This window comes from Archangium minus, from assembly GCF_044360475.1.
Classification (GTDB): domain Bacteria; phylum Myxococcota; class Myxococcia; order Myxococcales; family Myxococcaceae; genus Archangium; species Archangium minus.
The window spans coordinates 10,603,651-10,616,187 of the sequence record NZ_CP043494.1 but is presented as its reverse complement, the minus strand read 5'-3'; the positions used below and the strand labels follow the sequence as shown (position 1 = coordinate 10,616,187).

Below are 12,537 nucleotides of genomic sequence, written 5' to 3'. Positions count from 1 at the left end.
GTCCGGCGCGAGCTTTTGCCGGACCAGTCCAAGGAGCTCCTGCGTGAGCTGCATCTGCTCACGCGCGAGGGGCACCTCAACGCGGACGCTCTGCGCAAGCTCAAGCAGGTCAACCACCTGGTGGGCCTGTTGCGGCCGGCGATGGAGGACATCCAGACGCGCCATCCCTCGCCCGTGGTGGTGGACGCGGGCAGTGGCAACGCATACCTGGGCTTCATCCTGTACGAGCTGTTCCTCAAGGACGCCGAGGCGGGCACGCTGCTCAACGTCGAGGGCCGGCCGGAGCTGACGCAGCGGGCGAAGGAGCGGGCCGGGCGGCTGGGCTTCGGGCGGATGGAGTTCCAGACGGCGCACCTGGAGACGGCGCAGTGGCCCGAGCGTGTGCACCTGCTCACCGCGCTCCACGCGTGCGACACGGCGACGGATGATGCGCTGGCGGTGGCCATCCAGAAGGGCGCGGACCACGTGGCGGTGGTGCCGTGCTGCCAGGCGGAGGTGGCCACGCAGCTCAAGGAGAGCAAGCAGGCGGTGGATCCAACGCTGGCGCTGCTCTACCAGCACGCGTGGCATCGGCGCGAGTTCGGCAGCCACCTCACCAATGTCCTCCGCGCGCTGACGCTGGAGGCCTTCGGCTATCAGGTGACGGTGACGGAGCTGACGGGCTGGGAGCACTCGCTGAAGAACGAGCTGATCCTCGGCCGGCGCGTGCACCGGGAGAACCGGCAGGCACGCGCGAAGCTGGAGTCGCTGCTAGGCGCCTTCGGGGTGCGGCCCAAGCTGGCGCGGGTGCTGGGCGTGGAGCCCACTACCCGTACGACTCCCGTTTGATGCGCTTGTCCTCGATGCCCATGGTGTGGAGGTGGCCGAGCACCGTCTCCATGAAGCGCGGTGTGGCCGGCGTGCGCGTCTCCAGCGCCTTGCGCCGGTCCCACGGGGTGATCGCCGGGCCGCACACGTAGATAAGGCACGTGGCCCGGTCCGGGATGAGCTCCTCCAACAAGGCCTCGTTGATGCGGCCCTTGCGCACGGTGGGCCCGAAGCGGGACTCGTCTGTCTCGCGCGTGAGGTTGTGCACCACGCGCAGCTTGTCCGGGTGCGCGCGCTCGAGCGCCTCGAAGGTCTCGCGGTAGAGGATGTCCCCCCACGTCTTGTTGGTGGCGATGACGGTGTGGCGTGGCTTGAGCCCGCGGTGCAGAGCGTCCTTGATGATGGAGAAGTTGGGCACCGCGCCGGAGCCGGCGATGACGTGGACGATGTGGTCCGTGCGCTCCTCCACATCCTCCGGCAGCACGTAGGGCCCCATGAAGCCGAGCACGCGCATCTTCGTCCCGGTGAGGTGCCCGTGGACGAGGTAGGGCGAGAGCAGGGGCGGGTAGCGGGTGAAGCCGGGAATGAACTCCTCGTCCTTCACGGTGATGGCGACCAGGGGCTCGTGCGGCGCGGAGGCGAGCGAGTACGAGCGCGCGGGCTCCTTTCGCCCCTTCTGCTCCTGGAGGTAGGTGGCGAAGTGGCCGAGCACGCGGAACTGGTGCGGGTCGATGTTGATGAACTGGCCGGCGCGGTACTCGGGGCGCTCCTGGCCGAAGTCCAAATAGAGGGTGGCGGTGTCGTGCGTCTCCATGCGCACATCGGTCACCGTTACCTCGAATTCCCGGGGGCGGTTCCGGGCGGTCGTTACGGCTGCGCTCATGGTTCCTCCCTACCAGCCCGGTGGACGTTGCTTCGAGGAAAGCATTGCAGCCGGGCGTCGGTCGCGGACAATGCCGCTTCAGGTGACGAACGTCCAACAGAGGGAGCACGTCTTTGTCTCGGCGCTGCCGGGACTGGAGCCTGCCGTGGAGGCCGAGGCCAAGGCCCTGGGCTTCTCGCCCCAGAAGGTGGAGGGCGGGGTGGAGCTCACAGGCGCGCCGGGGCTCCACCAGGAGGCCAACCTGCGCCTGCGCACCGCGAGCCGGGTGCTCCTGCGGCTGGGGCGCTTCTCCGCGCCGGATGTCGGGGCGCTCGAGAAGGGGCTGGCGGGGCTGTCCCTGGGCCGGGTGTGGGACGGACGGACGGCACCGAGGCTCTCGGTGGCCCTGCACCGCGCGCGCTTCAAGGGGCCAGACACGGTGATGGCTGCCGCGGCGCGGGCGTGGAGGTTGGCCTCCGTGGAGCGCGCGGGCGTGCTGGACGAGGAGTCCTTCGAGGGCCTCACCTTGTTGGTGCGGGTGGAGGGGGACACGTGCACGGTGAGCGCGGACACCAGCGGCGAGCCGTTGCATCGGCGCGGGTACCGGCAGGAGGTGAGCCGGGCTCCCCTGCGCGAGACACTCGCCGCGGGCATCCTGGTGTTGGCCGGGTATGACGGGGTGGAGCCGCTCGTGGACCCGATGTGCGGCTCGGGCACCTTCCTCATCGAGGGCGCGTGGATGTCCCAGCGGAGGGCGCCGGGGCTCCAGCGCACCTTCGCCTTCGAGCGCTTCCCCGGCTTCGACGCGACGGCTTGGCGCGCACGCCAGGCGCGAGCGGGGACGGAGACGCTACCGGCGCCGCGCTCGGCGTTGAGAGGCTACGACATCAACGCGGGCTCGCTGGGGACGGCGCGGCGCAACGCGCGGCGGGCCGGGGTGACACTCACGCTGGAGCGCCAGGACGTGCGCACGTTGGTGCCGCCCGCGGGGCTCGGGCCCGGGCTGGTGGTGGTGAATCCACCCTACGGCAAGCGGGTCGGCGAGGCGGAGGACCTGCCAGGGCTCTACCGCGCCCTGGGTGCCACCTTCCGGCGGGCCTTCTCGGGCTGGCGCGCCGCGGTGCTCGTCCCGGAGGACACGGGGCTCATCCGCGCCCTGGGGTTGCCCGAGGGGCGCAGCCTTCCCGTGCGCAATGGAGGCCTGCGCTGCCGCCTCCTGCTGTGCTCGCTGCCTTCCCCTCAGGGGGCGTGAGGCAGAGGCCGAGACTCCACTTGGAGCGGCAAGCGCAACTCGAAGCGCGCGCCGCCTCCGGGCCGCTGGCCCACCGATACCGTCCCGCCATGGGCGACCACCACCCTGCGCACCACCGCGAGCCCCAGGCCGGTGCCCGTGGTGCGCGTGGTGAAGAAGGGCTCGAAGATGCGCTGGGCATCCGCCGGAGAGACGCCGGGGCCCTCGTCTTCCACGGTGAGGCGGATGCCCTCCGGCACGCGAGCCACCGCCACTCGCACCTCTCCTCCGGGCGGCGAGGCCTGCACTGCGTTGCGCATCAGGTTCTCCAGCGCGAGCTGCAACAGGGTCTCGTCGGCCTGGAGCGTGGGCAGCTCTGGCGCCTCGTCCATGGTCACCCGCACGTTGCCGAGCTGGCGCCGCTCGCGGAAGAGCTCCAGCGTGCGTCGGGCCAGCTCGCCCGGGTGCAGCGGACGCGGCCGGGGCTCCAGCGGACGCACCACGTCCAGCAGATCCCTCACGATCGCATCCAGCCGCGTGGCCTCCTCCTCCAGCATCTCCACCGCGCTCGCGCCAATGGGGCCCAGCTTGTCGCGCTTGAGGACCGCCGCCGCGTTGAGGATGGCGCCCAGGGGGTTGCGTATCTCATGGGCCACCACGCCCGCGGCCTCGCCCAGCACCGTGAGCCGCTCCTGCGCCACCAGCTCCGACTGCAGCCGCGAGAGCTCGGCCAACCGCGCGGCGGCGCGCCGGTGGTGGCGCACGTTCTCCAGGGCCCCTCCGACCTGCCGCGCGAACAGCTCCAGCGTGGCCGCGCTCGTCGGCGTCAGCGTCTCGCCGTGGATGGCCAGGATTCCATAGGGCTCGCCCTCCACGAAGATGGGAGCATCCAGGCCTCGCACGGCCGGGTAGGCGCGCCGCATCTGCGCCAGCAGCTCCGCGGCATGGAAGGTCTCGAGCATCTTGAAGAGATCCTGGTGGAAGGCCGCCTTGCGGCGGGTGAGGACCTCCTCCAGGTGGGGCATGCTGGAGCGGGGGAAGCGTATCTCCTGGATGGGCTGCCCGTAGAGCCGCTCTCCGGCAGCCACCTGCACGGGATCCTGCCGCATCGGTCCATGGATGAGCGAGTCACCTTCGAGCAGCATCACCGTGACGAAGAAGCCCTGTCGGTGAATGGCCTCGACAGCCATCTCCAGCACGGCCTGCTCGTCGCGGCAGCGCACCAGCTCGCCGGCTGCCTCCACGAGCGCCTCGGTGAGCCGCCGCATGCTGGCCTCACCCTCGACGTCGAGCAGCATCAGCAGCCTGTCCTCACTCCTCAGCCCGCTGCCCTGGCGCACGCTGTAGGCCCTCTCCTGGCCTCCTGCCACACGCACGCGCAGCCAGACGGGGTCAGGGTCCGACTCTCCCTGCGCGCGGCCCTGGTGCATGGGCTCCACCCACGAGCGATCCATGGGCGTGAAGCGGGCCAGCAACTCCTGCAGCTTGGTGGCGCGCACCTCCTCCAGACCGATGCCCAGCAGCGTCAGCATCGCCGGATTGGTGTAGATGATCTGATCGCTACGGATCACCACGACGGGGGCCGGGAGGCCCTCGAGCGGCTGGTACTCCGCCGAATCCAACACGTCTTCCTCCTGCCATCACCCGAAAAGGCGCAGTGCAATCACCCGCCCCGTGCTTCGTAGTCAGAAGCGTAGGGCATGAACGGGGGACTGCACATGTACTTCGGAAGCGTGGTGAAGAAGGACGGCGTGGAATTGAAGGCGGTGGTGCTGGTGGCGGCCACCTACCTCCTGCTGGCCGCGGTATTCCTCAGCGGGATGATGTAGGCGCCGCGACGCGATTGTTGCGGAGGAACTCGTCGATGAAGGCTCGCTCCTCCTGGCGCAGATCTGCCAGGCCCAGCCCATAGCCGCGCGGCTGCTTGCCATCATCCAACGTGTACTCCCAGATGACGGAGCTGCGCAGCTTGATCTGTCGCTCCTCGAAGCTCAGCACCAAGTCCACGCGCGTGCCCAACTGCAGGGGCTTGTCCGTGGGGAGGAAGAGACCTCCCGCCTGGAGGTTGATGATGCGGTGGTCGGTGAAGATGCCCACGTTGCGTGCGCTCACCTTGACCTCCACCTGGAGGCGTTCGTTGCGCATCATCTGCAGGCCGACGAACTCCTCGGCCGAGTAGGTGTAGGTCGGGGCCTGCTGGGCACCACGGCCCACCTGGGGAGCCGCTGGCCGGGCCGCGGCCGCCGCACGAGCGCTCCCCTGAGCCTCCGCCTCGCGCATGCGACGCGCGAGCAGCTCGAAGACCTCGGCGTTCACCTTGCGCAGCTCGGGGTGGGTGTTCGGTCCCTGGTGCTCCGGCGAGAAGCGCTTGGCCAGCCGGAAGAAGGCTCCTCGCAGCTCCTCCAGCGGCGCGTCCGCCTTCACCCCGAAGAGCTGGTGGGCTGGCACGTTCTGCATCTGGCTCAGCCGTTGGCGAAGCTGCTCGGCTTGCTGCTGCTCGGTGCTCGGGGTGGGCCGGGCCGCGCTCAGCAGATCCTTCACCTCGTTGAAGTGCTCAATGGGCTCCCAAGAGGAGCCGTCGCGCGACGCGCGGGTCACGGCCTTGAGTCGCCCCGAGCCGATGAGCTCGCGCAGCGACTGGAGCGTCAGGGGCCCCAGCACGCGACCGATGGAATCTCCAATCCAGTAGTTCGACACGCGCTCACCTCGTGTTGAATCAGTGGGCCAGGGCCTGCCGGATGGCCATGGCGATCTCCAACGGATGGAAGGGCTTACCCACGAAGCCCACCGCCCCGGCGGACATCGCCTGCTCGACCACCGGCTCGGCATCCATGCTGCTGATGATGAGCACCCTCGTATCCGGCGAGGAGTCCTTCATCGCCGCCAACACCTCCAGCCCGCTGCGGCGGGGCATGAAGAGGTCCAGCAACATCACCGCGGGACGCTCGCGCGTGGCGACCTCCAGGCCTTCCTGCCCATCCGCGGCCTCGAGGAGTCTCACCTCGAGACCACTCTCTTGGATGGCATCCTTGAGGAGGGTGCGCACGAAGCGATCGTCATCGACCAGCAGAAGCGTCGGAGTAGACATGCTCACGAATGATAGACCAGATGGCTCTCGAATGCCCGTGTAGTCAGGAAGTTCTTGTATCGATGAACGCAGGGTGAAGGGTGATGGACGGACAGTCGATACACACGGCACGGTGCTGCTTGTTTTTGAAGTAAGTGGGGGTGCATGTCCACAGACAAAGCCCTGGCCCACTTCGATTCGCAGAAGAACAGTTACCTCGAAGATTTGAAGCAGCTGGTGCGAATTCCCAGCGTCTCATTCGATGGGTTTGATCCCGCGCACGTGCGAGCGAGCGCGGAAGCCACAGCGAAGCTCTTGAAGGCGCGGGGTTTCGAAAACGTACAGCTGCTGGAGATTGAGGGCGCACATCCGTACGTGTACGGCGAGATTCTCAAGGCGCCAGGCAAGCCCACGTTGTTGCTGTATGCGCACCATGACGTACAGCCCGCGGGAGACGAGTCGGCGTGGAAGAGCCCGCCCTTCGAGCCGCAGGTGCGAGACGGTCGCCTGTATGGCCGCGGCTCGGCGGACGACAAGGCAGGCATTGTGGTGCACACCTCCGCGGTGGATGCCTGGCTGAAGGGCGGCGGAGGTCTTCCACTGAACGTGAAGGTCGTCATCGAGGGCGAGGAAGAGGTGGGGAGTGAGCACCTCGAGACATTCCTCCAGAAGCACAAGGCGCTGCTGAAGGCGGACGCCATCGTGCTGACGGACACGACGAACTTCGACACGGGGCTGCCGTCCATCACCACCGCGCTGCGCGGGCTCGTCACCGTGGATGTGGAGGTGCGCGCGCTCAGACAGGCGGTGCACTCGGGCATGTGGGGCGGGCCGGTGCCGGACCCCGTGATGGCGCTGTGCCGGATGCTGGCGACGCTGACGAATCCGGACGGGAGCATCGCCATCGAGGGCATCTACGAGAAGGTGCGCCCGCTCACCGAGCCCGAGCGCAAGAGCATCCAATCGCTGCCGGGCGACGTGGAGTACTTCAAGAAGCAGGTGGGGATGGTGCCGGGGGCGCACCTGTTGGGCGGTCGTCACCCGTGGGAGATGAACTGGCGGCAGCCCGCGCTGGCCATCAACGCCATCCAGGCCAGCAGCCGCAAGGACGCGCGCAACATCATCTGCGACACGGCCTGGGCGCGTGTGGGCATTCGCGTCGTCCCGGACATGGATGCGCAGGACGTACAGAAGCGGCTGGTGGACCACCTGAAGAAGGTGGTGCCCTGGGGGCTGGAGCTCCACATCAAGGCAGACCCGCCCGCGGGCCCGTGGTTCACGGATATTTCGCATCCAGCCTTCCAGGCGGCGTTTCGCGCACTGCGTAAGGGCTACGGGACGGAGCCCGTGGCCATTGGATGCGGTGCGTCGATCCCCTTCGTGGAGCCATTCGCCAAGGAGCTGGGCGGCGTGCCGGCGCTGCTCATCGGCGTGGAGGATCCGTATACGAATGCACACTCGGAGAACGAGAGCCTGCACCTGGGCGACTACGAGAAGGCGGTGCGCAGCGCCATCCACCTGTACGAGGAGCTGGCGAAGGAGCTGAAGTAACAGCTCCCCCACCTGGCCCGTGGCGATCGGATCAGCCGGTCGCCACCTGCTTGTTGAGCGCGGACAGCTCGTCCTGGGAGAGCTGCAGCTCCGCAGCCGCCAGGTTCTTCGGGTGCCTCGAGGCCGGGGCCGGTCCTCTCGCCGCGCGACGAGGACAAGGTCGTATCCTCGCTCGGCCAGCCAGCGTGCGTACACCGCGCCGATGCCTGCCGAGGTCCCGTGATCAACGCCGTTCCCTGCGTGCTCGCCATTCGCGCTCCTGTGTTCTCGCGATCCGTGTTCCCAAGGTGTGTATCCAGGGGGCCTGGGAGGTACGCTCGGCTGGCCTGCATGCGCAGGGGCTCACACTCATCCTCCTCACACCCGCTTCTCCCCTCGTCCAACGTGAGGACCCCAATGCCAGGCACGTCGGCTTGCAGGGGTCTGGATTGTATTGAGACGTGCGGTGGGCGGCCCTATTGAGATGGCCCGCGGCATCGGGCCGCGATGGGCTGACACGGGGGAGCTCTTCATGATTCTTGGAGACTGGGAACGTCACTTCGAGAGTTTTCGGTCCGGGATCATTGGGATCGACCTTCGCTACGAAGGTCCCTGGGGAACGCGTCCGCTCCTCTATGCGGACTGGATGGCCACGGGCCGCCTCTACGAGCCGATTGAACAGACACTGCTCTCAGTGGCTGCACCGTTCTACGGCAACGTCCACTCCAAGAGCAGCTGTGTGGCAGAAGTCTCCGAGGCCTTGTACGAGGAGTCTCGCAGGCAGATCAGGTCGGCACTGCACGCCGACGAGCGTTATGCGCTGCTCTTGTGCGGTTCGGGGATGACCGCCGCCATCAACAAGCTGGTGAGGCTCCTGCAATGGCCCGCGGGTGACATGCACGAGCGGCCGGTGATCTTCACCAGCCACCTGGAACACCATTCGAACCTGTTGCCCTGGCTGGAGTGTGGCGCGGAGGTGGTGGTCGTTCCTCCGGACCGCCACGGCGATCCAGATCTCTCGGCGCTGGAAGACAGCCTCCATGCCACCCGCCATCGCCATCCGCGGGCGGGCGCCTTCAGCGCGTGTTCCAACGTGAGCGGCAGGAAGCTCGATGTCGAGCGAATCGCCCAGGTGCTTCACGCGCATGGCTGCCTCTGCTTCGTGGATCACTCCGCCCATGCCAGTCACGCCTCGGTGAGCGTGCAGGCCGACCTCGGGAGCGGGTTCGACGCCGTGTTCTTCTCGGGTCACAAGCTCCTCGGCGGGCCGGGAAGCCCCGGGGTGCTGTGCGTGAAGAAGGAGTTGATCGCGAGTCGCATCCCAGACGAGCCCGGCGGCGGTTCGGTCAAGTGGACCAACCCTTGGGGCGGGCGCTCTTATGTCGACGACGTGGAGGTCCGCGAATCCGCCGGCACGCCCGGCGTGATGCAGGCGCTTCGGTTGGCAATGGCCTTGCGGCTGAAGGAGAAGATGGGTGAGGCGCCCATGGCGGCGAGGAATGGTCGACTCCGCTCGCGGCTGCTCAAAGGACTGTCGGCGGTGGAGGGCCTTCAATTCCTCGACGCGGAGCACGGCGGTGTCGCGCCCGTGGTGTCGTTCTGGTCCGAACGGATCCATCACCACCGGTTCGCTCGACTGCTGAGTGACCTGCACGGTGTTCAGGTCCGCAGCGGATGCTCGTGTGCGGGCACCTACGGTCACGTGTTGCTCGGCATCGATCGGCCCCGGTCGCAAGAGATTTGCGAAGCGATTGAGCGCAACGACTTGTCGACGAAGCCGGGCTGGGTCCGGGTGTCGCTGCACCCGACCAGCACTGATGCCGAGGTCGATGCCATTGTCGCGGCCATTGGCGAGGTCCAGCTCGATTCACACCGCATTGCAAGCGATGGCTACGACGCTGTGTTGGATCGGCATGCCAGCCCGGCCTGTCGCGAGATCGAGACGCTGCTCAGGCGCTGTTTCGAGTGAGGGAGTCTCCTTGCCATGAGGCAGGGGCTCGCCCGCTTGCCTCTCCACGGCATCGACGAAGCCACTCACGTTGAGGTCATTCCATGACGTCCATCCGCTACAGCAATCCGGTGCACGACGCTTACTTCGCGGACCCCTTCGTTCTGCGGGTAGGGGAGGGCTATGTCGCCTACGGCACCGGCCGGGTGGTTGATGGGCGCGCTTTCGAGGTGCTCACCTCTCTCGATCTCGTCACCTGGCGCAGCGTAGGGGGCGCCCTCGAGCTGCTGCCCAAGGAGGCCGGAAGCGACTACTGGGCGCCGGAGGTCGCCGAGGCGGACGGAAGGTGGTGGATGTACTACTCCGTGGGGCATGGAGACGCCGGCCACCATCTGCGGGTTGCGGTCGCCGACCACCCCACGGGCCCCTTCATCGACCAGGGCGTCAACCTCACTCCGGATGAGCGCTTCGCCATCGACGCGAGCCCTTTCCGGGACGAGGACGGCACCTGGTACCTCTTCCACGCGCGAGACGTGCTCGAGGGAGACCGAGTTGGAACCATGCTCGCCGTCGACGTGCTGGACGGCATGACTCGGCTGCGCGGGCAGTCCCGGACCATCCTGCGGCCCAGTGGCGACTGGCAGGTCTTCCTGCGCGAGCGGAAGATGTACGGGCAGGTTTACGACTGGCACACGCTGGAAGGCCCGTTCGTCCGCAAATACGAGGGCCGCTACTACTGCTTCTACTCCGGTGGAAACTGGCTGGAGCCCACGTACGGTGTTGCCTACGCCGTGGCCGATCACCCGCTCGGGCCCTGGGTCGAGCCGGACGGCGTCCCTCCGCTGCTGCGGACCGTGCCGGACAAGGTGATTGGCCCCGGGCACAACTGCGTGGTCTCCGGCCCCGATGGGCTGGACGTCATCGTCTATCACGCATGGGACCCAGGGCGGACGGCTCGCCGGATGTGCATTGATCCCCTCATGTGGGGCCAGGACGGCCCCCGCGTGCTCGGGCCCTCCTTCACGCCGACACAAATTCCCCGAGCATCCCAGCACTCCGCGGCGTAGGCCGTTCCGATCCAGAACCGATCACCTACCAGCCCCCGCCGCCTCCGCCTCCGACGCCGCCACCCGAGTACCCGCCGCCTCCGCTGAAGCCGCTGCCCCCGCTGGCACCGAAGCTGCCCGTGCCGGCCAACGTTCCTCCGAAGCTCGAGCCGAAGTCATGCACGGCGTCCGCGAACGCGAGCGCGCTGATAGCGGTGCTGCCCGGGGCTGCGGTGTACCAGATGCCATGGGCCGTGCGGGTGAGCGCCTGGGCGGAAAGCTCCGAGAACACGAGCGCCCACCTGTTCTCGGCGCCGAAGGCGATGGCGTAGGGCAGGAGCTCGGAGAAGAGATCCTGCTGTCTGGCGAGCTTCGTGCGTTGCATCTCCGCCGTGAAGATGAACGCGCGGAAGTCCAGGGCCCGCTGGAGCATGGCGCTCCCAGCCGACGTGCGGCGCGGCATCCGAAGCGCGAGGCACCCAAGCACGAGCCCGCCGAGCACGAACGGCACGAGCCAGACCGCGACGTCGAAGTAGTGGATCTTCCAGGCCCAGCCCGTGGCAAGGAGGCTTCCAAGCACCAGGAAGAGCGCCCGGATCACCCACTCCGTGCGCACGCGGTCAGGCCGGTCGGGGAACCAGCTTTGTACCTCCGGATCGGCATGGAGCAGGTCATGCAACCACCTGTACTCGAGCGAGATCCTGCCCCTGTGCTCCGACACCAGAACGGAGTTCTTCACGGCGAACAGCGAGGAGTACAGCTCGCGCTCGTACTCCGTGAGCGGTGGATCGCCACGGTCCTCCTGGCGGGTGCGCCGAGTGAGACGCCAGTCGCTGTTGTCGTTCCACCTGCTCTTCGGCAGTTGTTCGATGGATAGATAGCCTCTCACCGCCAGGTCGACGAGGGTCGCCGCGATGTCCCGAGTGCCGATCCTCTTGTGGATGAGGAAGCTCAGCTGCGCCGGGCGCAGCCCGTTGGGCGGACGGTCCTCGATCCCTCGCGTGATTGGACCGGGGGCAGGCTCGTCCTTCCCTTCTCGTTGGTAGAGCCGCACGAGCCCGACACCCATGAGCACGGACAGCAGGGCCGCGATGCCGAGGTCCATGGCGGTTGGCGCGTGGGCACCTGGGTCGTGGAGGTACACCGGCTGACGGAGCTGGGAGACGAGCTCGGGCGGGGGTACCTGAACGCTGCCCGCCGGGAAGGCCGCGACCACGGCCATGCCCTCGCCGGGGTTGAGCGGACCGGCACTGGCCCGGCCCGTGCTCTGAGGGATGTTCGCTTCGGGGCATCGCTTCGTGCTGCCGGTGGGGCCCGTGTAGCAGGCAACGCGTGTTACCGCCGCTGGCCCGGTGATGCGTGCCGTGACCCGCTCGAGCGGCACGCCCCACTCTGTACCGGTCACGTTCCAATAGAGCTCCGCGTGCGTCTCGAACGCGTTCATCGCTCCGACGACGCGGTAGGTCAGGCGGTAGCGATGAGGGCCGGAGACGGTCTTGTCGGGTGAGCCGATCCTCAGTCGGACCGAGTGGCCCTGGTCCAGCACCGCGAGCTGATCCGGCGTCCCCGGGTCTCCCTGGACGTGTGCGTCCTCGATACGGATCCGTCGCTCCTGTGTCGAGCCGTGGCCGTAGCGTATGGGGATGTCGCGGTAGATGCCGTGCTTGTCGAGGGAACCGAAATCGACGGCGATGTCCTCGGTGACCAGCACATCGGCATTGGCCTGCACGGCGAGCTGGACGTCGAAGGTCTTGATGACCCAGCCGCTGTCCTGCGCCGCGGCCGGTGTAGCGGTCAGCAGCAGGAGGACGCAGCACACGGCGACGCTGAGAGAACGCCCCATGTGTGAGGCATGGACCCTCTTGCGCGAACAGTCGGCCGAGCGCTTGCTCCGATATCGTATCCGCCTGCCCATCGCACACCTCCTCTGGTGGCGAGGCTACCGAGATGAGCTCTCCACTTGGAGTCAACGGATTGAAGACAACGCGTCATCCCAGGTGCCTGCGTGCCAGACCGTCCGAGACACCCTTCGTGGAGTTGGCCCTT

General features: G+C 67.7%; 11 protein-coding genes. 6 read left to right on the top strand and 5 right to left on the bottom strand.

Annotated elements, in window-relative coordinates; translation table 11 throughout:
• Nucleotides 1–15: 15 nt before the first annotated feature.
• Nucleotides 16–828 carry a class I SAM-dependent methyltransferase gene (locus F0U60_RS43490; RefSeq protein ID WP_395809047.1) on the top strand — a complete coding sequence of 271 codons (813 nt, stop codon included), beginning with the start codon at nt 16–18 and terminating at the stop codon, nt 826–828.
• Here F0U60_RS43490 and F0U60_RS43485 read toward each other — a convergent pair.
• Nucleotides 806–1,690, bottom strand: a complete 885-nt coding sequence (locus tag F0U60_RS43485) for an oxidoreductase (protein WP_395809045.1) — start codon at nt 1,688–1,690, stop codon at nt 806–808. The two genes, F0U60_RS43490 and F0U60_RS43485, sit on opposite strands and share 23 nt — an antisense overlap.
• Before the next feature lie 70 nt (nt 1,691–1,760).
• Between F0U60_RS43485 and F0U60_RS43480 the strand changes: the two genes are divergently transcribed.
• Nucleotides 1,761–2,921: a class I SAM-dependent RNA methyltransferase gene (locus F0U60_RS43480; protein WP_395809043.1), complete on the top strand. Its 1,161-nt coding sequence runs from the start codon at nt 1,761–1,763 to the stop codon at nt 2,919–2,921.
• Here F0U60_RS43480 and F0U60_RS43475 read toward each other — a convergent pair.
• On the bottom strand, nt 2,909–4,525 hold the full coding sequence (locus tag F0U60_RS43475; RefSeq protein WP_395809041.1) for an ATP-binding protein: 1,617 nt from the start codon (nt 4,523–4,525) through the stop codon (nt 2,909–2,911). The genes F0U60_RS43480 and F0U60_RS43475 overlap by 13 nt on opposite strands.
• A gap of 75 nt (nt 4,526–4,600) precedes the next feature.
• On the opposite strand from F0U60_RS43475, the gene F0U60_RS43470 reads away from it, so the two are divergent.
• Complete coding sequence (locus tag F0U60_RS43470; protein WP_395809039.1) at nt 4,601–4,729, top strand: hypothetical protein; 129 nt, start codon at nt 4,601–4,603, stop codon at nt 4,727–4,729.
• Here F0U60_RS43470 and F0U60_RS43465 read toward each other — a convergent pair.
• The gene (locus F0U60_RS43465) at nt 4,713–5,597 is read right to left on the bottom strand and encodes a TIGR02266 family protein (protein WP_395809037.1); all 885 of its coding nucleotides are present in this window, start codon (nt 5,595–5,597) and stop codon (nt 4,713–4,715) included. The genes F0U60_RS43470 and F0U60_RS43465 overlap by 17 nt on opposite strands.
• Before the next feature lie 19 nt (nt 5,598–5,616).
• Nucleotides 5,617–5,988, bottom strand: a complete 372-nt coding sequence (locus tag F0U60_RS43460) for a response regulator transcription factor (RefSeq protein ID WP_395809035.1) — start codon at nt 5,986–5,988, stop codon at nt 5,617–5,619.
• Between the two features lie 144 nt (nt 5,989–6,132).
• On the opposite strand from F0U60_RS43460, the gene F0U60_RS43455 reads away from it, so the two are divergent.
• The 3 genes from F0U60_RS43455 to F0U60_RS43445 all read left to right on the top strand — a co-directional run bounded on the left by F0U60_RS43455 (nt 6,133) and on the right by F0U60_RS43445 (nt 10,512).
• Nucleotides 6,133–7,518, top strand: coding sequence for a M20/M25/M40 family metallo-hydrolase (locus F0U60_RS43455; RefSeq protein WP_395809033.1), 1,386 nt, complete (start codon nt 6,133–6,135; stop codon nt 7,516–7,518).
• A gap of 463 nt (nt 7,519–7,981) precedes the next feature.
• Nucleotides 7,982–9,466: an aminotransferase class V-fold PLP-dependent enzyme gene (locus tag F0U60_RS43450; protein ID WP_395809031.1), complete on the top strand. Its 1,485-nt coding sequence runs from the start codon at nt 7,982–7,984 to the stop codon at nt 9,464–9,466.
• 83 nt (nt 9,467–9,549) lie between these two features.
• A complete protein-coding gene (locus F0U60_RS43445) occupies nt 9,550–10,512 on the top strand; it encodes a glycoside hydrolase family 43 protein (protein ID WP_395809029.1) in 963 nt (320 codons plus the stop codon).
• A 25-nt stretch (nt 10,513–10,537) separates the two neighbouring features.
• Here the strand turns inward: F0U60_RS43445 and F0U60_RS43440 are convergent, their stop codons facing one another.
• Entirely contained in the window at nt 10,538–12,334 is a 1,797-nt protein-coding gene (locus F0U60_RS43440) for a DUF2207 domain-containing protein (RefSeq protein ID WP_395809027.1), read from the bottom strand.
• Between the last annotated feature and the right edge of the window lie 203 nt (nt 12,335–12,537).